Origin of the sequence: Amycolatopsis ultiminotia (genome assembly GCF_039536925.1) — a bacterium.
GTDB classification, from domain to species: Bacteria; Actinomycetota; Actinomycetes; order Mycobacteriales; family Pseudonocardiaceae; genus Amycolatopsis; species Amycolatopsis ultiminotia.
In genome coordinates this window covers 143,947-164,109 of record NZ_BAAAZN010000003.1, presented here as the reverse complement: position 1 = coordinate 164,109, position 20,163 = coordinate 143,947, and the positions used below count along the sequence as shown (strand labels likewise).

Sequence of the window (20,163 nt, the reverse complement as noted above, 5' to 3'; positions counted from 1 at the left end):
ATTACGCAACAGTGTTGTTTAATGGCGCCATGGCTGATGACGCACGGGTCGGCATCCTCGGGTACGGGATCGGCGGCCGGGTTTTCCACGCGCCACTGGTCGAAGCCACCCCTGGCCTGACCCCGGCGGTGATCACGACCGGGAACCCGCAGCGGGCGGGGCAGGCGCAGGCGGAGTACCCGGACGCCGAGGTGGTCGCGGACGCGGACGCGCTGTTCGCCCGCGCGGCCGAGCTCGACCTGGTGGTGGTGAGCACGCCGAACCGGACGCACGTGCCGCTCGCGTTGCGGGCGATCGAACTGGGCCTTCCGGTTGTCGTGGACAAGCCGTTCGCGCCGACCGCGGCCGAGGCCGAACGCGTCGTCGCCGCCGCGCGGGACAACGGCGTCGGCCTCACCGTGTTCCAGAACCGCCGCTGGGACTCCGATTTCCGGACCGTGCGCAAGGTGCTCGAATCCGGCACGCTCGGCGAGGTGTTCCGCTTCGAATCCCGCTACGACCGCTGGGTGCCGAAGCCGAAGGACAACTGGCGCGAGTTCGGTGACCCCGCCGAGGCGGGCGGCGTGCTCTACGACCTCGGCGCGCACATCGTGGACCAGGCCCTGCAGTTGTTCGGACCGGTCACCCAGGTCTACGCCGAGGTCGACCGGCGCCGTCCCGGCGTGGCGGTCGATGACGACGTGTTCATCGCACTGCGCCACGCCAACGGGGTTCGTTCGCACCTGTGGTCCTCCACGCTCGCCGGCATCCGCAACCCGCGCTTCCGCGTGCTCGGCGACCGGGCGACGTTCACCAAGTACGGCCTCGACGTGCAGGAACCGCAGATCAAGGAAGGTCTCCGCCCTGGCGACGCCGGCTGGGGGGTGGAACCCGACGCGGACGCGGGCAGGCTCGGAGTTGACGACGGTACCGACCGGATCGAAACGGTGCCCACCGAGGTCGGCCGCTACGAGGCCTTCTACGCCCAGGTCGCCGACGCGCTGCGGGGCGACGCGGACTTCCCGGTCGATCCGGCGGGCGCGGTCGCCGCATTGCGGGTGCTCGAGGCGGCGCATCGCTCCGGCGCCGAAGGACAGGTGGTCACGCTCGGCTGACGCCGGGTGCGCACCACCCCCAGGTCGGCCGTGGCCACGGCGCCCTCCCCCCAACGCCGTGGCCACGGCCTTCTGCCGTCGGCTCACCCGCCGTCCGGCTCCTCCTCCGGCGGCGTGCTGTCCCCGGTCGGGGTGTGCTTCGGCGGTTTCGGCGAATGCGGGGACCCCGAAGGCGGGCCGGTGCCGTCCGAATCGGTGGGTTCGGTCGGCTCGACGGCTCCGCCATCGCCGGGCTGGTCCGGGTCCGGGGTGTTCGTACCGGTCGGCTGGTCGCCGGTGCCCGGGGAGTCGGCGACGCCCGATGCCGGTGGCGTCGCGGCGCCGATCAGTGGCACCTGGTCGAACTTCTCGCCCGGTGTGCCGGTGAGGTAGCCCTTGATGAACTTCTGCCACATCGGGCCCGCGATGGTCGAGCCGTAGATCGGCGAATTCCCCTTGCCGTGCAAGGCTTGGTCGCCGTCCGCGCCGACCCATGCGGCGACCGACACCGACGGTGTGTAGCCGACCATCCAGGTCTGCGCGTTCGCGTTCGCCGCCCACGACGGTTCACCCGAGCGTTTCGTGTGCTGCTGGGTACCGGTCTTGCCCGCGCATTCGTGGCCGGACGGGCACTGCAGTTTCGAGAACCCGATCACCGGCTTCAGCGCGCTGGTCACGTTGCCCGCGATCTGCTTGCTGAGGTCTGCGTCGGAGTCGGCGAATGCCGTTTTGCCGGGGCTTTCCGCCGCCTGGTAGGCAACCTCGTTCTGCGAATTCGTCACCTTGAGCACGAAATGCCGGTCGCGCTGGACGCCGTTCGCGGCGAATGTGGCGTACGCGGAGGCCATGTCCATCGGCGTGATCCGGGTGTCGCCACCGCCGAGTGAGATGTTGTTGTCCTTGGTGGAGATCTCCGACTGGCCGCCGTCCTCCTTGGTCCGCACGCCTGCCTCCTCGGCCGCCTGCTTGACCGGGCCCTGCTTGGTCCGGTTGAGGACCATGTCGTAGAAGACCGTGTTCACCGAACGCTTCATTGCCTCGGCCACCGTGCACGGACCGGGGCAGCTGGAACTCGGCCCGGCGTTGCGCACGGTGCGGCCGTCGAACACCCGGTTGTTGCTGCCGTCGAAGGTCTCGTTGATCCCGTCGCCCATCTTGAGGAACGCGGTGAGATCGAACGGTTTCATCGACGAACCCGGGTTCTGCGGGGTGCTCGCCCAGTCGCGGGCCGCCTGCTGCTGTCCGTTGACCTCGACGATCCCCGGGCCGCCGTAGTATGCGAGCACGCCGCCGGTCTTGGGATCGACCGCGACCAGTGCGTTGAGCAGCCGGTCGTCCGACTGGTTCTTGAGCGCGTCGGTCGCCGCCTTGGTGGCGGTGTCCTGTGCTTTCTTGTCGACGGTGGTCTGGACGGTGTACCCGCCGGAGTAGTACTTGTCCTCGGTGATGCCCTGCTGCGCCAGTTCGGCCTTCACCTGCTCGGAGATGAAGCGGTACGGCGCGCTCGAGTCGTCCTTGGACTCCGACAGCGGGATCGGCGTCGGGAACCGGGCGGATTGCCGCTGCTGCGGCGTGAGGTAGTGGTTTTCCAGCATCCGGTTCAGCGCGGTGTTCCAGCGGCCCGTGGCCACCTTCGTGTTCTCCGACCGGCCGGGCTGCTGGATCAGGCCGGCCAGCAGTGCGGCCTGCGAGTAGTCCAGCTGTCCGACGTCCTTGTGGAAGAAGGCCTGCGACGCTGCGCCGATGCCGTACGCCCCGCGTCCGAAGTAGATGATGTTCAGGTACGCGGTGATGATGTCCTGCTTCTCGTACGTCTGGTTCATCTTGAACGACTTGGCCAGCTCGGTCCACTTGCGGGTGAGCGTGGGTGCGTCGTTGTCGGTGGCCTTTTTGACGTACTGCTGGGAAATCGTGGATCCGCCGCCGGTACCGCCGGTCAGCTGGTTGAAGCCGGCGCGCAGCAGGCCGGTGAGGTCGAAGCCGGAGTTGGTCTCGAACGTCGAGTCCTCGGTCGCGATCACCGCGTGCTTGACCACGTCCGGGATCTGGTCCGCGGTGAGGATCTGCCGGTTGCCACCAGGCGGCACGTCCTTGCCCATCGGGCTGCCGTCCGCGTAGAGGTACGTGACGGCCTGGTTCTGCCCCTGCGCGACGCTCTGCGGTGAGGGCACGTCGACGCTGAAATAGGTGATCACGAACGCGATCGCCGGGAGCACGATGAAGATGCCGACGAACGCGTACGCACAGCGCCGGGCGATCTTCCAGCGCCGCTTCCTGCGCTGCGCCGGGGTGCGGCCCTTCTTGTCCAGCTCGGGCCCGGCGGAAAAGCCTTCGTCCGGTCGGTGCCCGGCTTCCGGAAAACCCTGATCGGTACGACCGTCGTGGAATCGGTGCGTCATCAGCTCGGGTTCGGGCTGTGGTCCCGGCGGCGGGCCGGGACGCCACGGTCCCGGTGGCGGCGGCCGGAAGCCGGGTGCCTGCCGGGAACCCGGCGGGGGCGGCGGGCTGCCGGGACGCTGTGGGCCGCGGGCCCACGGCGGCGGCACCGGCTGTCCGGATCGGGGTTGACGCCGCGGATCGGGATCCCGGTCCGGCCAGGAACGGGGGCGGTCGTCGTTCACGTGCGAATCCTCTTCTCGGACAGGGGCGTGCTGCGGACGCAGAACCCTCTCCGTAGAGGACGCGGTACCCGCACCGAGGTTCACTGGGCCGGGCGTACTTGTCCGGAAGACGGCGAAGGGCCCCTCCCGTGCGGGAAGGGCCCTTCGCTTCGTCAGCCTGTCTTTCTCGGCGGCTCTCCGTTCACTCCCCCGCCGCTGCCACCGCCACCGGCACCGCCGGGACCGGTGCCGTCGCCAGGGCCGCCGAAGATCGGTGGCCGCTCAGAGGTGGTCTCCGAGGTGGACGTCTCACTCGACGTCGTCGGCGAGCTGGTCGTCGAGCTCGGCGGCGTCGTCGTGGTGGACGTGTCGGGGTTGTCCTGCTGCGTCGTGGTGGGCCGGCTGGTCGTGGAGGGGGTTTCGACCGCCTCCTTGCCGATCGGGTCCACCTTGTCGAACTTCTCCGACGGTTTGCCCTTGAGGTAGGCGTCGATGAAGTCCTGCCACGTCGGACCGGCGATCGTGGCCCCGTAGATCGGCTGCCCCTTCTTGTCGTGCAACGGCTTGTTGCCGTCGCCGCCGATCCACGCCGCGACCGAGACGGACGGGGTGTAGCCCACCATCCAGGTCTGCGCGTTGCGGTCGTCGTAGGACTTCGGATCATTGTCCTGCGGCGAGTACTGCTGGGTACCGGTCTTGCCGGCGCAGTCGTGTCCGCTCGGGCACTTCAGCTTGGAGTGCGAGATCACCGGCTTGAGCGCCTCGGTCACGTTGCCCGCGATCTGCTTGCTCTTGTCGGCGTCGCTGTCGAACGCCGGCTTGCCCGCATTCGTCGTCAGGTCGAACACGACCTCGTCTTGGGAGTTCGTCAGCTTCGACACGAAGTGCTGATCACGGCGCACCCCGCCGGAGGCGAACGACGAATAGCCCGCTGCCATGTCCTCCGGGGTGACCGCGGTGGCACCACCACCGAGCGAGATGTTCGCGTCCGAGGTGCCCAGCTTCGCCCGGCCATCCGGTGCGGCCTGCACGCCGGCCTCCTTGGCGGCATCCGCGACCCGCGCGGGTTTCACGTCGTTCAGCACCATGTCGTAGAACACCGTGTTCACCGACAGTTCCATGGCCTTCTTGACCGTGCACTGCTTGCTGCAACTGGAACTGTCGCCCGCGTTGCGCACCACGCGGCCGCCGAGCATCCGGTTGTTGCTGCCGTCGTAGGTCTCCCCGAGTCCCTTGCCCATCTTGAGGAACGCGGTGAGGTCGTAGGCCTTCATCGACGAACCCGGGTTCTGCGGGGTGTTCGCCCAGTCCGTGGCGAGCTGATCGTTGCCCTTGTCGTCCTTGACCGTGGTGGGGCCCCCGTAGTAGGCGAGGACCCCGCCGTTTCTCGGATCGACCGCGACCAGAGCTCCCCGGATGTTGTCGTCGGTCTGGCCCTTCATATTGTCCTGAACGGCTTGGACCGCCTGTTTCTGCGCTTCGGGGTCGATCGTGGTGTGGATCTTCGCGCCGGTGTTGTACAGCTTGTCCTCGTCGTAGCCCTTGGCTTCGAGCTCGTCGAGGATGCGCTGCTGGATGAAGTAGTCCAGCGTGCCGGCGTCCTTCTTGCTCTGCGAACCCTTCGGCACCAGCGTGGGGAACTGCGCGGACTTCCGGTCCGCGGGGGTGAGCCAGTGGTTCGCCACCATCTGGTCCATCACGTAGTTCCAGCGCTTCTCCGAGTACGTGTGGTCCTCGGATCGGCCGGGGCCCTGGATCAGCCCGGCCAGCAGGGCCGCCTCGGAAGCGTTGAGCTGCGAGACGTCCTTGCCGTAGTACGCCTTGGCCGCGGCCGCGATCCCGTTGGCGCCGCGGCCGAAGTACACGATGTTGAGGTACCCGGTGATGATGTCCGATTTGGACGTCTCGTTGTTCAGCTTGAACGACTTGACCAGCTCGCTCCACTTGCGGGTCAGCGTGGGGTCGTCGTTCTTGGTGGCCTGCTTGATGTACTGCTGCGAAATGGTCGAACCGCCACCGCTGCCGCCGCTGACCTGGTTGTAGGCCGATCGCACGATGGCCATCACGTTGAAGCCGGAGTTGGTCTCGAACGTCGCGTCCTCGGCCGCGTACACGGCGTGCTTCACGACCTCGGGCACCTGGTTGGGCTGCAGCAGTTCGCGGTCGCCGCCCTCCGGCACCGACCGGCCCATCACCTGGTTGTTCGCGTAGTAGAAGGTGATCGGCTGGCTCTGCAGTGCCTTGATGTCCTGCGGGGTCGGCACCGAGACGGTGAAGTAGGTGATCACGAAGGCGATCGCGGGGACCACCACGAACAGCCCGACCAGTGCGTAGAGCACCCGCCGGACGATCTTCCACCGGCGCTTCTTGCGTTGCTTCGGAGTGAGCGGGCCCTTGTTCCCCTTGCCCTTCTTGCCGTCCTCGTCCGCTTCCGGATCGTCGAAGCCCTCGTCGTCGGAGTACTGCGCGAAACGCGTCTCCTCGTCGTAGTCGGCGTACCGGTCGTCATAGCGGTCGTCGTACGGGTCGTAGCCGAACTCCGTGCCGTTGTGCGCGGCGTGCGTGATCAGATCCGGTTCGCGGTCCGGGTACGCCGGTGCCGGCGGGGGCGCCGGACGGCCCTGCGGCGGACGCCGGACCGGCCCGGACGAGGCGCCGGGAGGCGGGGGCTGGCGGAAACCCTGGGCAGGGCTGCTGTTCGGGTCTGGACGGCCGGCGCCGGGTGGTGGCGGTGGTGGCTGACGTCGCGGCGGCGGCCCGGGACGGTTCCCGCCGTCCAGGATCTGCGACGTGCGGGTCTGCGGTGGCCGCTGCGGACGGCGGGGCGGCTCGTCGCCGGAGGGCCACTGCGGTCCCGGCTCGTCGGAACTGGGCCATTCGGGAGCGTCGCCGCCACTGGGCCACGCCGGACCGGCGCTGCGCGGGGCGGGCGGCGCGGGCCGACGAGGATCGCCGGTCGGGCGACGGCGGGGCTGGGCAGGCCGCCGGGGGACCTCCTCTGCGGGCCAGGCGGGACCGGAGTCGTCCTCCGGCCGGCGGGCACGGCGAGGTGCATCTGGCTCTTGGCCGGGCCAGGAGCGGTTGCGATCGTCGTTCACGAATGGGCCTCCCAGGCCGGCGCCGGGCTTCGGGGAAAGCGGGGGCGCGCCGCCCTGTGCTCTGCAGCGGTTGTGGTACTCGTCACTGGCCGGCGGTCCTTCGTGGCCGGGTGGGCTGCGGTTCCTCCGTGCCGAGCACGTAGGAGCAGACCAGGTGGTTCCAGTGACACGTCCGGCACACCTCTACGTCGTAGACGGTGAACTCGGCGAAATGCCCCGCCATCCGGGCCAGTTCGTCAGGTGTGCGGGCTGATCCCGAGACGTGCTTGAGCTCGTCGCCGTAGACCCAGGAGACCAGGGTCAGTGGCGCCCGGCGGCACATTGGACAGGCCCGTTCCTCCGGCCTGCCGTGGAACTTCGCCGCCCGGAGCAGGTAGGGGCCCGCGTCGCAGACCTCATGGTCGCCGACGCGTCCGGAGCGGACGGCCGCCAGCAGCGCACGGCGCTGCAAGGCGTAGTCCACGACCTGCCGCTGGTTTCGCACGAGAGACAGAGTACGGGCTCTTGCTGTGCAGGTGGCGCCCCCGGCCGACCGGTACCACACGCAACTGCCCGGACACGCCGAGGATTCGATAACTCTCTGGTGACTTTCGTCCGGTTCCGGTCACCGGTGAAGGTTATTTCCGCCACTTCGATGTATCGGCGCGATATAGTGGCCGAGTAGGTTGGCAGAGCCGGTTCCGGATGGTCAACGGAGCCGGCCGTGGTCTATTCCCGATGGTGGGGTGCGGTGTGCTCGAACTCGCGATCCTCGGATTGCTGCACGAGACGCCGATGCATGGCTACGTGTTGCGCAAGCGTTTGCACGAGACGCTCGGCATGTTCCGGACGTTCTCGTACGGCTCGCTGTACCCGACCCTGCGTCGGCTGCTGCGGGCCGGTTACCTCGTCGAGGAGCTGGACGAGGCGGACGACCGGGCGTGGTCCCGGCGCGGCCGCCGCGTCTACAAGCTCACCGCCGAGGGCAAGGAGCGCTTCGCGGAACTGCTCGGCGACGCGGGTCCGACGACGTGGGACGACGAGGGGTTCGGCGTCCACCTCGCCTTCTTCTCGCGGACACCGGCCGACGTCAGGATGCGAATCCTGGAGGGAAGGCGCCGTCGTGTGGAGGAGCGTCGCGAGGGTTTGCGCGACGCGCTGGCAAGGACCGAGGAGAGGATCGACCGCTATACCCGCGAGCTGCACCGGCTGGGGCTGGAGACCAGCGAGCGGGAGGTGCGCTGGCTCAACGAGCTGATCGCGCACGAACAAGCCGAGCAGCGCGGCCCGGACCAACCGGGGCGCTGAGCGGTGCCGCAGCGTGGCGGCAGACCTGCAGATGTAAGGAACGGATTGAAGGAGAAACCGGCATGGGCTCCAAGCGCCGCGTTCGGGTGGCCATCGTGGGCGTCGGCAACTGCGCCTCGTCGCTGGTCCAGGGTGTCCAGTACTACGGCGATGCGGATCCCGGCACACGCGTCCCCGGTTTGATGCACGTCCAGTTCGGCGAGTACCACGTCGGTGACGTGGAGTTCGTCGCGGCGTTCGACGTGGACGCGAAGAAGGTCGGCCGTGATCTCTCGGAGGCGATCTTCGCCAGCGAGAACAACACGATCAAGATCGCCGATGTGCCGCCGCTCGGGGTCACCGTGCAGCGCGGGCACACCCACGACGGGCTCGGCCGGTTCTACCGCGAGACCATCGAGGAGTCCGACGAGCAGCCGGTCGACATCGTCGCGGCGCTGCGCGAGGCGCAGGTCGACGTGCTGGTCTCCTACCTGCCGGTGGGGTCCGAGGTGGCGGACAAGTTCTACGCGCAGGCCGCGATCGACGCGGGGGTGGCGTTCGTCAACGCGCTCCCGGTGTTCATCGCCTCCGATCCGGAGTGGGCGAAGAAGTTCACCGACGCCGGCGTGCCGATCGTCGGCGACGACATCAAGTCCCAGGTCGGCGCCACCATCACGCACCGCGTGCTGGCGAAGCTGTTCGAGGACCGCGGCGTGCAGCTCGACCGCACGATGCAGCTCAACGTGGGCGGGAACATGGACTTCCTGAACATGAAGGAGCTCGAGCGGCTGGAGTCGAAGAAGATCTCGAAAACCCAGTCGGTCACCTCGCAGGTCGACCGCGAGCTCGGCAAGGGCAACGTCCACATCGGACCGTCGGACTACGTGCAGTGGCTCGACGACCGCAAATGGGCCTACGTGCGGCTCGAGGGCCGTGCGTTCGGCGACGTGCCGCTGAACCTGGAGTACAAGCTCGAGGTGTGGGACTCGCCGAACTCGGCGGGCATCATCATCGACGCGGTGCGCGCCGCGAAGATCGCCAAGGACCGCGGGATCGGCGGGCCGATCCTGTCCGCGTCGTCCTACTTCATGAAGTCGCCGCCGGAGCAGTACGACGACTCGACCGCCCGCGACGCGGTCGACGAATTCATCGAAGGCGCGCGCGAGCGCTGAGCGAAAGAGGGGCCGCTGCAGGCAGCGGCCCCTCTTTCCGGGTTCAGGGCAGGTCGGCGCGGACCAGTTCGGCCTTGGCCATCGTGTCGACGAGCAGGTCCGGCAGCTGCCTGCCGAACCGGTCGGCGAGCTCGTCCGGATGGTCGACCTCGACCTGCCAGCCCTGTTCGGCCAGCCAGGTGATCGGGTCCCGGCGGGGATCGCCGGAGAACAGCTGCGAGATGTTCACGCCGAGCCGCTCGCCGGCGTCGAGTGCCTGCATGCTGTTCGTGACGCTCTCCAGGTGGCTCGTCGCGAACTGCTCCACGCCGATCCGGCTGCCCGGCGCGGAGCGGGCGTGCACCAGGTCGAACAGCTGCTCCTCCGCGTGCGCAGGCAGATAGGGCAGCAGCCCTTCGGCGAGCCAGGTGGTGGGCCGGGTCCGGTCGAACCCGGCCAGTTCCAGTGCGGCCGGCCAGTCCTCGCGCAGATCGGCGGCCACCGGGTGCCGGCGGCAGCGGGGCTCGGCGCGGAGGCGGTCGAGCACCTGCTGCTTGAACTCGAGCACCCGCGGCTGGTCCACCTCGTAGACGTCGCGGCCGGTCAGGTCGAGCCGGTAGGCCCGCGCGTCGAGCCCGGCGGCGAGGATGACCACCTGCGGGGTGTCCGAACCGGTGACCACCGCGTCGAAAAACTGCGAGCGCAACGCCATGTAACCGGTCATCGCGGTCCAGAGCTCGTCCTCGACCGGTTCGGTCGGCAGCGGCCGCGGCGGCGCCGCGGCGCGCACGAACTCCGCCGCGAACGGATCGTCGATCAGCGGCTCCGGGGAGTTCGTTTCGACCGCCCGTGCCGCCGCGACGCCGAGTGCGGTGAGCCCGATACTGCTGACGATGTCCCACTGCCGGTCCGTCGCTGCCAACGTCCATCCCTCTCGCCGTATCCGGAAAGCCGGGTTCAGGATGGCATTGCGCGATCAGCCGGATGCGCGGAGTGAACGTTATGCCGGTATTTGCCGTCTGTGAGCTGCATCACCGAGCTGTGCGGACCGCCGACGGCAGTTCGGTGATGGCGGACAGCACGGTGGCTTGCCCGAGCACGTCGGGGTCGGGTGGGAAGTGCGGATTCGGCACGCCGTACACCGTCATCCCCGCCGCCAGCGCCGCACGCAGGCCGTTGGTGGTGTCCTCCACTGCCGCGCACCGCTGCGGTGCGATCTCCAGCAGTGCGGCCGCGCGCAGGTAGACGTCCGGGGCGGGCTTGCCCGCCGCGACCTCCTCGCTCGACACCGCGACCGGGACCAGTGACGTGAGGTCGCACGCGGTGAGGAAGGCGTGGATCAGCACCGGCGGCGACGAACTCGCGATCGCGACCGGCCACTGCCGGGCGATCTCGCGCACCACGTCCGCCGCGCCGTCGATCACCGGCGGCCCCTCGGCGTAGCGGTGCGCCATCTCGTCGATCACGGTGTTCGCGATCTCGTCCGTACTCAGTTGTGCGCCAAGGGTGTCCACCAGGTAGCGCGCCCATTCCGGGGTGCTCATCCCCTGCTGTGCCCTGGTCGCCTCCGGTCGCCAGGTTCCACCGTGCGCGGCGACCACCGAGCGGCGCACCTCGTCCCAGGTCTGCTCGGAATCCACCAGCACGCCGTCGAGGTCGAAGATCACCGCATCCATGCCGGCAGCCTAACCTGTGAGGGCAATTACTTCGCTACCCTAACTAAATTTGTTAGGCTGGCTAAGTGACTTCCCCGATCGTCGATCTGGCCGGCCGGCTGCGGCCGGTGGTCTTCCGGCTGTATTACCTCGTGCGCAGGGAGACGGCCCAGCTGCTCACCCTCACCCAGGGCTCGGTGCTGGCCGAACTGGTCGGCCGCGGGCCGAGCCGGATGAGCAGGCTCGCCCGGATCGAGGGCGTGCGCATGCCGTCGATGACCGACGTCGTCGGCAGGCTCGAACGGCTCGGCATGGTGACCCGTCGTCCGGATCCGGACGACCGCCGTGCCGTGCTCGTGGCGGCCACCCCGGAAGGCGAACGGTTCTACGCGGAGCTGATCGCGGGACGGGAGGCAGAGCTGCGGGAGCGGCTGCTGCGGCTGGACGAGGACGAACGCTGCGCGATCGACGCCGCGCTGCCCGCACTCACCAAGCTGATCGCCGATTTCCACCGGGACGACCCGGTGCACCACTTGCCCAACCAGGAAAACCCGAAGGAGGAACTGATCCGCGATGAGCGCTGAGCACCACTCGAGCCTGCTGGACGCGGTCAAGGGCCAGCCCAAACAGGTGTGGATCACCGCGTTCGCCGCGGTCATCGCGTTCATGGGCATCGGGCTCGTCGATCCGATCCTGCTGTCCATCGCGAAGGGCCTCGACGCCACGCCGTCACAGGTCACCCTGCTGTTCACCTCGTACCTCGGGGTGCAGGTGATCGCAATGCTGTTCACCGGTGCGATGTCCGCGCGTTTCGGTGCCAAGCGGACCGTGCTCGTCGGCCTCACGCTGATCGTCGCCGCGACCGCACTGTGCGCCGCGGCCGGTTCGATCGAACAGCTCGTCGGCCTGCGTGCGGTGTGGGGTCTCGGCAACGCGTTCTTCATCGCCACCGCGTTGTCGGTGATCGTCGGTGCGGCCACCGGCGGGCAGAGCGGCGCGATCCTGCTCTACGAAGCCGCGCTCGGGGTCGGGCTGGCGGTGGGGCCGCTGCTCGGTGCGCTGCTCGGCTCGATCTCGTGGCGCGGGCCGTTCCTCGGCACCGCGGTGCTGATGGCCGGTGCGCTGGTGTTGTGCGCGGTGTTCCTGAGCAGCGATTCGCACCAGAAGCGGGATCCGATCAAACTGCTCGACCCGATCCGTGCGCTGAAGCACCCCGGACTGCTGCGCACCTCGGTCGCCTCGGCGCTCTACACCGCGGCGTTCTTCGCGGTGCTGGCCTGGTCGCCGTTCGTGCTCGGCTGGAACGCGATCGCGGTCGGCCTGATCTTCTGCGGCTGGGGCCTGTGCGTTGCGGTGGCCGGGGTGGCGCTGGCACCGAAGCTGGCCGGCCGCTTCGGCGAACGGCACGCGGCTGCGCTGGCGGTCGCCGGCTACACCGTGCTGATGCTGGTGCTGGCCATTCCCAGCAAACCGGTGGTGGTCGTCGGGATCATCCTGTCCGGCCTGGTTTCCGGGCTGCTGAACACGTTGTTCACCGGAACCGCGATGTCCATCAGCGACGCTCCGCGTCCGGTCGCCAGCGCGGGGTACAACTTCTGCCGCTGGCTCGGCGGTGCGGTCGCGGCCACGCTGGTCGGCCACGTCGCGGACTGGCTCGGCTGGCAGCAGGGACCGTTCGTGGTCGCCGCGGTGCTGTGCCTGATCGCCGCCGTGCTGCTGTCACTGCGGGAAAAGAAGGCGGATCCGCACGTGCTGCCCAAGGAGGCCGCGCTGGTCGGCGACGAGGAATTCTGAGCCGTCTCGCGACACTCGGCGATCACCCCTGGACTGTCCGTTCAGGGGTGATCGCGGATTAGGTCCTGATTGCGGCAAATACACCGGTTGTTCACCTTGTGGTCCGATTTACTCGGGTTTTCCCACATACGGTCGCTTCGTTCCCCTACTGAAGTGACCTGGAGGCCCAGTGTCTGAGGAGCCCGTGCGACTGCTGCCCTTGCTCGCCGTCCACCCCGGCGGCCGTTCCCCGATCACCTGCGAATACCGGTGCGGCAACGCGTGCGCGCACGAGGCGCCGAATCCGACCGCCAACGAGTACTTCGGCGACATCGCGAAGGGTGTCTCGCGCCGTGGGGTGTTCAAGGCAGGCGCCGTGATGGCCGCCGCGGCCGGTGGCTTCGCCGCGATGTCCGGTACCGCTGCCGCCACGCCGGTCGGCACGCCTGCGTCCGCGGCCCCGGCTCCGGCGAAGGGCTCCCGTCCGGTGCCCGGCACCGACTTCGAGCCGGTGCCGCCGAACCAGCTCGACCGGGTGAGCATCCCCGACGGTTACGACCAGCACGTGGTGATCCGCTGGGGTGACCCGGTGGTGGCAGGTGCGCCGAAGTTCGACTTCCGCGCACAGACCGCGGCGGCACAGGCGAAGCAGTTCGGTTACAACAACGATTTCGTCGGCCTGATCCCGCAGGACCCGCTGGGGCTGCGCAACCTGCTCGTGGTCAACCACGAGTACACCACCGAGGTGCACCTGTTCCCCGCCGACCAGTACGACCCGGACAACCCCACCGCGGAACAGGCGAAGATCGCCTGGGCCGCGCACGGGTTGTCGGTGGTGCAGACGCTGCGCGATCCGATCGGCGGTGCGCTGCGTACCGTGCCGAGCCCGCTCAACCGACGGATCACCCTCGACACGATCTTCGAGGTGCGTGGTCCGGCGGCCGGTTCGAAGTACCTCAAGACGTCCGCCGATCCGTCGGGCAAGCGGGTGCGCGGCACGCAGAACAACTGCTCCGGCGGCGTCACGCCGTGGGGCACGGTGCTCTCCGGCGAGGAGAACTTCCACCAGTACTTCGCCAACGCGGACCAGGTCACCGACCCGAAGCAGGCCGCGCGGCTCGAGCGCTACCTGATCGGCACCGGGGAGAGCACGCGCAAGTGGGAGCGCTTCGACCGGCGCTGGGACGTGCCGCGGGAGCCCAACGAGCCGAACCGGTTCGGCTGGGTCGTGGAGATCGACCCGAACGACCCGCACTCCACGCCGATCAAGCACACCGCACTCGGCCGGTTCAAGCACGAAGCGGCGAACGTGAAGATCACCGCCGACGGGCGGCTCGCGGTGTACTCCGGCGACGACGAGCGGTTCGAGTACATCTACAAGTTCGTCTCCAACGGCAGGTACAAGAAGGGCAGCTCCGCGCTCGCCCGGCGGCACAACTCCGCGTTGCTCGACGACGGCACGCTCTACGTCGCCAAGTTCACCGGCGACAGCCCCGGGGAGATCGACGGTTCCGGCACACTGCCTGCCGACGGTGAGTTCGACGGTGCCGGCGAATGGATTCCGCTGGCGAGCGGCAACAAGTCCTTTGTGGACGGATTTACCGCGGAAGAGGTCTACGTCTTCACCCGGCAGGCCGCCGACCGGGCCGGAGCGACCAAAATGGACCGTCCGGAGGACATCGAGCCGAATCCGGTGAACGGGCGGATCTACGCGGCACTGACCAACAACACCGACCGTGGCGCCGCGGGCAAGGCGGGGGTGGACGAGCCGAACCCGCGGGCCGGCAACAAGAACGGCCACGTGCTGGAGTGGCAGGAGCAGCGCGGCGACGCGGCGGCGACCCGGTTTTCCTGGCGGCTGCTGCTGGTCTGCGGCGACCCGGCCACCGCGGACACCTACTTCGGCGGCTTCCCGAAGGACCAGGTGAGCCCGATCTCCTGTCCGGACAACGTCGCCTTCGACCCGCACGGCAATCTGTGGATCTCCACCGACGGCAACACTCTCGGCGCGAACGACGGCCTGTTCTCGGTGCCGGTGACCGGTCCCGAGCGCGGGCAGGTGAAGCAGTTCCTCTCCGTACCGGTGGGAGCCGAGACCTGCGGGCCGGTGGTGACCGACCACCTGGTGCTCGTCGCGGTGCAGCACCCCGGCGAGAACGCCGACAGCTCGGCGAACCCGACGTCGCACTGGCCCGACGGCGGCAGCACCCAGCCGCGGCCCGCCATCGTGTCGGTGTGGAAGAAGGGCCGTTTCGGGCTGGTCGGCAAGATCGGACAGCGGTAACTCTTTGGAGTGGCTCCCGCTGCGCGCGCACGGTGCGGGGTAATAGCTTCGCCGGGTGAGGCGGGTAACGAGAGTCGCGATCGGACGGTCGACGGGCGCGGTGGCCTGCACAGCGGTGCTGGCCGGCGCGCTCGTCGTCGTCCTCCCGGGTTCTGCGCCTGCCGCGGGAGCCCCGGAATGCGGTGGTATCGCACCGAATCCGAGTGTCGAGGACGAGGTCTCGCCCGGCGGTATGCCGCGGGACTACCTGTTCACCCCGGCCGCTCCGGTCCCGCGCAGCACCCCGCCGGACCGGCTGCCGAAGCTCACCACCGGCAGCGCGCACGCAGTCGACGGCGGGGTCAACGCGCAGATCCAGACGCCGGACGGCCGGGCCAGCTGGGCGAGCCAGTCACTGAAGCCGGTGCCGGGCGGGATCTACACGCTGTCCGTCTGGACCGGCACCGCCTCCTCCGGGCTGGGTGCGCGCGCCGCCACCAGCGTGGGGCTGCGCTTCGCCGACAATGCGGGCCGGACGCTGCTGGAGAAACCGCTCGACGTGACGCACGACGTCGCCTCGGACGGCAAGCTCGTGCGCCAGGACGTCCCGCCGGTCACCGCGCCGGAGCAGACCTCGGCGGCCACGTTCTTCGCCACCACCAACCACAACTGGGTCATGTGGGACTGCGTGCGCGCCGATCTCGCGGCCTACACCGTCAAGAAGGAAGTGCAGAACCCGGCCAGCGGTGAATGGGGTGCTTCCGCACCGATCCCCGCCGGCCAGACCGCGCACTACCGGATCACCGTCGCCAACACCGGTTCGGAGCCACTCACCGGCCTGGTGGTGAAGGATCCGTGGTGCACCGGCCTGCCCGCCGCGTTCGACCTCGCCGCGGGCGCGACGCGCGCGCTGACCTGCGACCACCCGAACCTGACCGAGGACGACGACGGGCACGTGAACACCGCGACCGTCACCGGGGCGAGTTCGCCTGCCGGGCAGCTCGGTGACCAGAAGGCGACCGCGACGATCACCGTCACGCCGCCGCCCGCGGTCGGCAGGATCGGCGACCGCGTGTGGCGCGACGCCAACCGCAACGGCCTGCAGGACGACGGTGAGCCCGGATACGCCGATCTGCCGGTCACGCTCAAGGACGGGGCAGGCGGCACGGTCGCCACCGTCCGCACCGGAACCGACGGCAGCTACCTGTTCGACAAGCGCAAGGACGGCACCTACCAGGTCTGCTTCGATCTGCACGGGCTGCCGGACGGGCTCACCGCGACCAGCCGCGCCGCCGGCGACCCGGCCCTCGACTCCGACGTCGATCCCGGGACCGGGTGCACGGCGCCGTTCACCCTGGGTGGCACCACCCGCGAGCGGACGGACCTGGATCTCGGTCTCGCCGCACCAGCGCCGCCCGCGCCTGCGCCACCAACGTCGTCGTCCGCGCCTCCGCCGCCACCACCGTCTTCGTCCGCGCCCGCGCCGTCGTCACCGTCCGCTTCGTCCGTGGCTCCGTCGGGGCCCGAGTGACGGTTTCCTGACCACTGAGCGTCACCTGCTCCGGGATGCGAGACTGGGGGTGCAGACCACACCTCGGGGAGGGCCGGAGTACCCATGACCGCGGCAGCGACCGTCGGCGATCCTGTCGTGCAGCCGTCCCCTTGGTACCGCCGTCCGGTGGCCTGGACCTGGGTCGCCACCGCGGCCACGCTGGTGCTCTACGCGGTACTCGGCTGGCAGCGGCGCTGGATGAGCGACGACGGGCTGCTCGTGCTCCGCACCGTACGGGAGATCCTGGCCGGGCACGGTCCGGTGTTCAACGTCGGGGAACGGGTCGAGGCGAGCACCAGTCCTTTGTGGACGTGGTTGCTCGCGGGATTCGGCGCCATCCCCGGTCCGCCGCTGGAATGGGTGGCGGTGGTCGTGGGCCTGCTGTGCGCGGTCGGTGGCCTGTTCTTCGGGCTCGACGGCGCGCGACGGCTGTACGGCGCAGCGGTCGCCCCGGCGGGTGCGCTGGTGGTGTGCGTGCTGCCGCCGTTCCGGGATTTCGCGACGTCAGGGCTGGAAACCGGGCTGGCGCTGCTGTGGCTCGGCGGGAGCTGGTGGCTGCTGGTGCGGGGCAAGGCGCCGGTGGTCACCGCGCTCGTGCTCGGACTCGGTCCGCTGGTTCGTCCCGACCTGGCGTTGTTCAGTGTCGTCGGGTTCGTCGCGTTGCTCCTGCTGCGCCGGCCGAAGCTGCGTACCGCGCTCGGCTGGCTGGCCGCTGCAGTGGCGCTGCCGGTCGGGTACCAGGTGTTCCGGATGGGCTACTACGGCCTGCTCGTGCCGAACACCGCGCTGGCCAAGGAGGCGGGCGACGCCGACTGGCCGAGGGGGTTCGCCTACCTCGCCGACCTGGTCACCCCGTACCTGCTGTGGCTGCCGTTGCTGCTGCTGATCGTCGTGGCGGCGCTGGTCCGCCGCTCGCGGATCCTGACGCTCGCGCCGGTGGTCGCCGCGGTGCTGCTCACCGCGTACGTGGTGCGGGTCGGCGGGGACTTCATGCACGGCCGGATGCTGCTGCCTGCGCTGTTCGTGGTGCTGCTCCCGGTGATGGCGGTCCCGCTGACCCGGCGGACCGTTGCGCTCGTGGTGGCCGTCTGGGTGTGGGCGGTGGCCGCCGGGGGCTGGCTGCGCGTGCCGTACGAAAACGACCACCTCGCGGTGAGCGTCACCGATGAGCGGTCGTACTGGTCGTGGGCGACCGGGAAGGCCAATCCGGTGCTGGCCACGGACTTCCTCGGCCAGGACGTCATCCACCGGGCGGTGGACGCGGTGGCGGGCACGCGCGACCCGGCGGTGCTGGTCTACAGCTACGGCGACGTGAAGCAGTGGTTCCGCTTCCCCACCGACCTGCCGTACGTGACGTTGGCCGCGGACAGCATGGGTGCGATCAGCAACATGGTGTCGGTGGACGTCCGCGTACACGACGGCTACGGGCTGGCCAGCGACCTCGCCGCGCACTCCGCGTCCATCCCCGGCGGACGGCCGGGGCACTCGAAGTGGCTGGTCGGGGCATGGGAGATCGCCGCGGCCGGACGCGGCGACCTGGCTGTCGACGGCCAGATCCGGATCTTCCAGCCTGCCGAGATCGACGCCGCCCGTGCGGCCCTGCGCTGCCCGGCCGAACAGGACGTGCTCACCTCGACCCGCGGCGAGATGTCGTGGAGTCGCTTTATCGACAACTTCGCCGGGGCGTGGCACCGCACGGAGATCCGCTACCCCCGTGACCCCGGCGAGGCAGCCCGCTGCTGAGGCCTACCGTGGCCGGTATGACCGACCTTCCGCTCGCACTGGTCACCGGCGCCTCCCGTGGCATCGGCGCGGCCATCGCCCATCAGCTCGCCCCGACCCACCGGCTGCTGCTCGGCGGTCGTGACGAGGACGCGCTCGCGAGGGTGGCCGAGGAGTTGCCCGGCGCCGAGCCGTGGCGGGTCGACCTCACCGATTCGTCCGCCGTCGAAGCCGCCGCGAGCCGGATCAGCGAACTCGACGTGCTCGTGCACTCCGCGGGTGCCGCACGGCTCGGCACGATCGCCGAGGTGCCCGCGGACGCGTGGCGGACCAGCCTCGAGGTCAACGTGGTGGCGGTGGCGGAGCTGACCCGGGTGCTGCTGCCCGCACTCCGCGCCGCCCGCGGGCACGTCGTGGTGATCAACTCCGGCGCCGGGCTGAACGCCCGTCCGGGCTGGGCCCCGTACGCGGCGAGCAAGTTCGCTGCCCGCGCGTTCGCCGACGCACTCCGCGTCGAAGAGCCCGAACTGCGCGTGACCTCGATCTTCCCTGGCCGCACCGACACCGAGATGCAGCGCGCCGTGGTGACGCACGAGGGCGGCAGCTACGACGCGGCCAGGTACCTCCGCCCGGATTCCGTGGCGACCGCCGTACTCACCGCGGTGACCGCAACCCCGGAAGCCCAGCTCACCGAGATCACTATCCGCCCCCGCTGACCACTGGTGCGGTGTGCCGGCGAGCTTCGTTCGGGTCGTCACGCCGAGGCAAGTTCACTCTTCGGGCAAATCGGAGTTTCCCCCGCTTCTGCCCCGGTTGCTTCAACGTGTGAAGTGACACACGAATTCCTGTTCGCGCTCGGTCCGTTTCGCTTCCGGTCGGCTGCTCGGGCAAGGCGGGAGGGGTCTTCGGGCAACAACCGCGCATCTGCTGGAGGTCGTGCGGATTCCAGGAGCATCCTCGAATCAGGGTTGGTGCTCAGGCGTAGTCATAGCGCGATGAATCGGATATGCCGTTGAGCGGCAGCCTGCCCGGATTGTCTATAGAAGCAGGGAATCTGATGGCACGCACATTTCTTCGTTCGGTTTTCGGTGCTGGTCTCGTGGTCGGCGCCTTGGCGATTGCGGGCACCTCCGGGGTGGCCGACGCGGCTCCGGCCGTGGACCGTCCGCTCCAAGTTTGCAACAACGGCACCGGATACTCGGCTCAGGCGATTCCGGCCCAGGGTGAGTCGACGCGCGCGATCTTCAGCGGCTGCACGCAGATCAACGTTCCCGAAGGGACGACCTTCCTGGTGAGGATCACCAGTGCAGGAGGTCGGAAGAAGGAGCTGGCGAACGGCGGTGGCTTAGAGGTCTACCGGGGATGGGGGACCCAGGCCGTCATCTGCGGTGACTTCGACAACGCGTCCCTGACCCCTTGGCGGTACGGCGGGGATCCGCGCTGCTGATCCACGACCGTTCCGGCGCGCAATCCCCCGAGCGGAAAAGCAGCACGCGGTTAACGCTTCGCTGAGGGAGCGGTATTCGGAAATACCGTGGAGCGGCGGCGGGACAGGACTGTCCAGTCAAGCAAGGAATCTGTGATGACGCACTTTATTCGTTCGGTTTTCGGTGCCGGTCTCGTGGTCGGCGCCTTGGCGATTGCGAGCACCTCCGGGGTGGCCGACGCGGCTCCGGCCGTGGACCGTCCGCTCCAGATCTGCAATAACAGCGGCGACTACGCTGCCCAGGCAATTTTGCACACCGGCCAGGCGACGAAAGCAATCACCACCGGCTGTTCGCAGATCAACGCTGCGGTCGGCGCCGGTTTCGACGTGAAGCTCAGCAAGGACGGTCGGGAGAAGACCCTGACCGGCGGTGCGGAGGGCTACAAGGTTTACGCCGAGGGGAGCCAGCTCGTCGTCTGCGGGAACTTCGACACGGCGAACGCGATCGAGTGGAAGTACGGCGGGGATCCGCGCTGCTGATCCCCGGCCCGGTTAGCGCGCGGGCGTAGCGGGACCAGGGCTCT

16 protein-coding genes are annotated in these 20,163 nt (G+C 69.2%); 11 read left to right on the top strand and 5 right to left on the bottom strand.

Features of this window, described 5'->3' with window-relative positions; all coding sequences use genetic code 11:
• The first annotated feature begins 29 nt into the window (after positions 1-29).
• Complete coding sequence (locus ABD793_RS08460; protein WP_344857285.1) at positions 30-1,094, top strand: Gfo/Idh/MocA family oxidoreductase; 1,065 nt, start codon at positions 30-32, stop codon at positions 1,092-1,094.
• A gap of 83 nt (positions 1,095-1,177) precedes the next feature.
• On the opposite strand, the gene ABD793_RS08455 is transcribed toward ABD793_RS08460, so the two are convergent.
• From ABD793_RS08455 to ABD793_RS08445, 3 genes are all read right to left on the bottom strand, one after another.
• Positions 1,178-3,472: a transglycosylase domain-containing protein gene (locus ABD793_RS08455; RefSeq protein ID WP_344857282.1), complete on the bottom strand. Its 2,295-nt coding sequence runs from the start codon at positions 3,470-3,472 to the stop codon at positions 1,178-1,180.
• A gap of 374 nt (positions 3,473-3,846) precedes the next feature.
• Entirely contained in the window at positions 3,847-6,771 is a 2,925-nt protein-coding gene (locus ABD793_RS08450) for a transglycosylase domain-containing protein (RefSeq protein ID WP_344857280.1), read from the bottom strand.
• Positions 6,772-6,853: 82 nt separating this feature from the next.
• Complete coding sequence (locus ABD793_RS08445) at positions 6,854-7,255, bottom strand: DUF5318 domain-containing protein (protein WP_344857278.1); 402 nt, start codon at positions 7,253-7,255, stop codon at positions 6,854-6,856.
• Between the two features lie 248 nt (positions 7,256-7,503).
• Between ABD793_RS08445 and ABD793_RS08440 the strand changes: the two genes are divergently transcribed.
• A complete protein-coding gene (locus ABD793_RS08440) occupies positions 7,504-8,058 on the top strand; it encodes a PadR family transcriptional regulator (RefSeq protein ID WP_344857277.1) in 555 nt (184 codons plus the stop codon).
• Between the two features lie 62 nt (positions 8,059-8,120).
• Positions 8,121-9,209, top strand: a complete 1,089-nt coding sequence (locus ABD793_RS08435) for an inositol-3-phosphate synthase (protein ID WP_344857275.1) — start codon at positions 8,121-8,123, stop codon at positions 9,207-9,209.
• 43 nt (positions 9,210-9,252) lie between these two features.
• Here the strand turns inward: ABD793_RS08435 and ABD793_RS08430 are convergent, their stop codons facing one another.
• The gene (locus tag ABD793_RS08430) at positions 9,253-10,110 is read right to left on the bottom strand and encodes an SAM-dependent methyltransferase (protein ID WP_344857272.1); all 858 of its coding nucleotides are present in this window, start codon (positions 10,108-10,110) and stop codon (positions 9,253-9,255) included.
• 109 nt (positions 10,111-10,219) lie between these two features.
• Positions 10,220-10,864, bottom strand: coding sequence for an HAD family hydrolase (locus ABD793_RS08425; RefSeq protein ID WP_344857270.1), 645 nt, complete (start codon positions 10,862-10,864; stop codon positions 10,220-10,222).
• A 65-nt stretch (positions 10,865-10,929) separates the two neighbouring features.
• On the opposite strand from ABD793_RS08425, the gene ABD793_RS08420 reads away from it, so the two are divergent.
• The 8 genes from ABD793_RS08420 to ABD793_RS08385 all read left to right on the top strand — a co-directional run bounded on the left by ABD793_RS08420 (position 10,930) and on the right by ABD793_RS08385 (position 20,119).
• Positions 10,930-11,427, top strand: coding sequence for a MarR family winged helix-turn-helix transcriptional regulator (locus ABD793_RS08420; protein WP_344857268.1), 498 nt, complete (start codon positions 10,930-10,932; stop codon positions 11,425-11,427).
• Complete coding sequence (locus tag ABD793_RS08415) at positions 11,417-12,637, top strand: MFS transporter (protein WP_344857265.1); 1,221 nt, start codon at positions 11,417-11,419, stop codon at positions 12,635-12,637. The genes ABD793_RS08420 and ABD793_RS08415 overlap by 11 nt, the downstream gene beginning before the upstream one ends.
• A gap of 169 nt (positions 12,638-12,806) precedes the next feature.
• Positions 12,807-14,900: a PhoX family protein gene (locus tag ABD793_RS08410; protein ID WP_344857263.1), complete on the top strand. Its 2,094-nt coding sequence runs from the start codon at positions 12,807-12,809 to the stop codon at positions 14,898-14,900.
• A 55-nt stretch (positions 14,901-14,955) separates the two neighbouring features.
• On the top strand, positions 14,956-16,410 hold the full coding sequence (locus tag ABD793_RS08405; protein ID WP_344857259.1) for a DUF7850 domain-containing protein: 1,455 nt from the start codon (positions 14,956-14,958) through the stop codon (positions 16,408-16,410).
• Between the two features lie 84 nt (positions 16,411-16,494).
• Positions 16,495-18,174: an arabinofuranosyltransferase AftB family protein gene (locus ABD793_RS08400; RefSeq protein WP_344857255.1), complete on the top strand. Its 1,680-nt coding sequence runs from the start codon at positions 16,495-16,497 to the stop codon at positions 18,172-18,174.
• A gap of 17 nt (positions 18,175-18,191) precedes the next feature.
• Positions 18,192-18,869 (top strand): SDR family oxidoreductase, encoded by a 678-nt coding sequence (locus ABD793_RS08395; RefSeq protein ID WP_344857252.1) that lies wholly within the window; start codon positions 18,192-18,194, stop codon positions 18,867-18,869.
• A 296-nt stretch (positions 18,870-19,165) separates the two neighbouring features.
• Positions 19,166-19,600, top strand: coding sequence for a hypothetical protein (locus ABD793_RS08390; RefSeq protein WP_344857250.1), 435 nt, complete (start codon positions 19,166-19,168; stop codon positions 19,598-19,600).
• Between the two features lie 135 nt (positions 19,601-19,735).
• On the top strand, positions 19,736-20,119 hold the full coding sequence (locus tag ABD793_RS08385; RefSeq protein WP_344857248.1) for a hypothetical protein: 384 nt from the start codon (positions 19,736-19,738) through the stop codon (positions 20,117-20,119).
• Positions 20,120-20,163 lie beyond the last annotated feature (44 nt).

Bases quoted from the DNA above. Each gene is read 5' to 3' on its own strand.
- ABD793_RS08460 (WP_344857285.1), top strand. From the start codon at position 30: ATGGCTGATGACGCACGGGTCGGCATCCTCGGGTACGGGATCGGCGGC.
- ABD793_RS08455 (WP_344857282.1), bottom strand. From the start codon at position 3,472: ATGACGCACCGATTCCACGACGGTCGTACCGATCAGGGTTTTCCGGAA.
- ABD793_RS08435 (WP_344857275.1), top strand. From the start codon at position 8,121: ATGGGCTCCAAGCGCCGCGTTCGGGTGGCCATCGTGGGCGTCGGCAAC.
- ABD793_RS08425 (WP_344857270.1), bottom strand. From the start codon at position 10,864: ATGGATGCGGTGATCTTCGACCTCGACGGCGTGCTGGTGGATTCCGAG.
- ABD793_RS08415 (WP_344857265.1), top strand. From the start codon at position 11,417: ATGAGCGCTGAGCACCACTCGAGCCTGCTGGACGCGGTCAAGGGCCAG.
- ABD793_RS08400 (WP_344857255.1), top strand. From the start codon at position 16,495: ATGACCGCGGCAGCGACCGTCGGCGATCCTGTCGTGCAGCCGTCCCCT.
- ABD793_RS08395 (WP_344857252.1), top strand. From the start codon at position 18,192: ATGACCGACCTTCCGCTCGCACTGGTCACCGGCGCCTCCCGTGGCATC.
- ABD793_RS08385 (WP_344857248.1), top strand. From the start codon at position 19,736: ATGACGCACTTTATTCGTTCGGTTTTCGGTGCCGGTCTCGTGGTCGGC.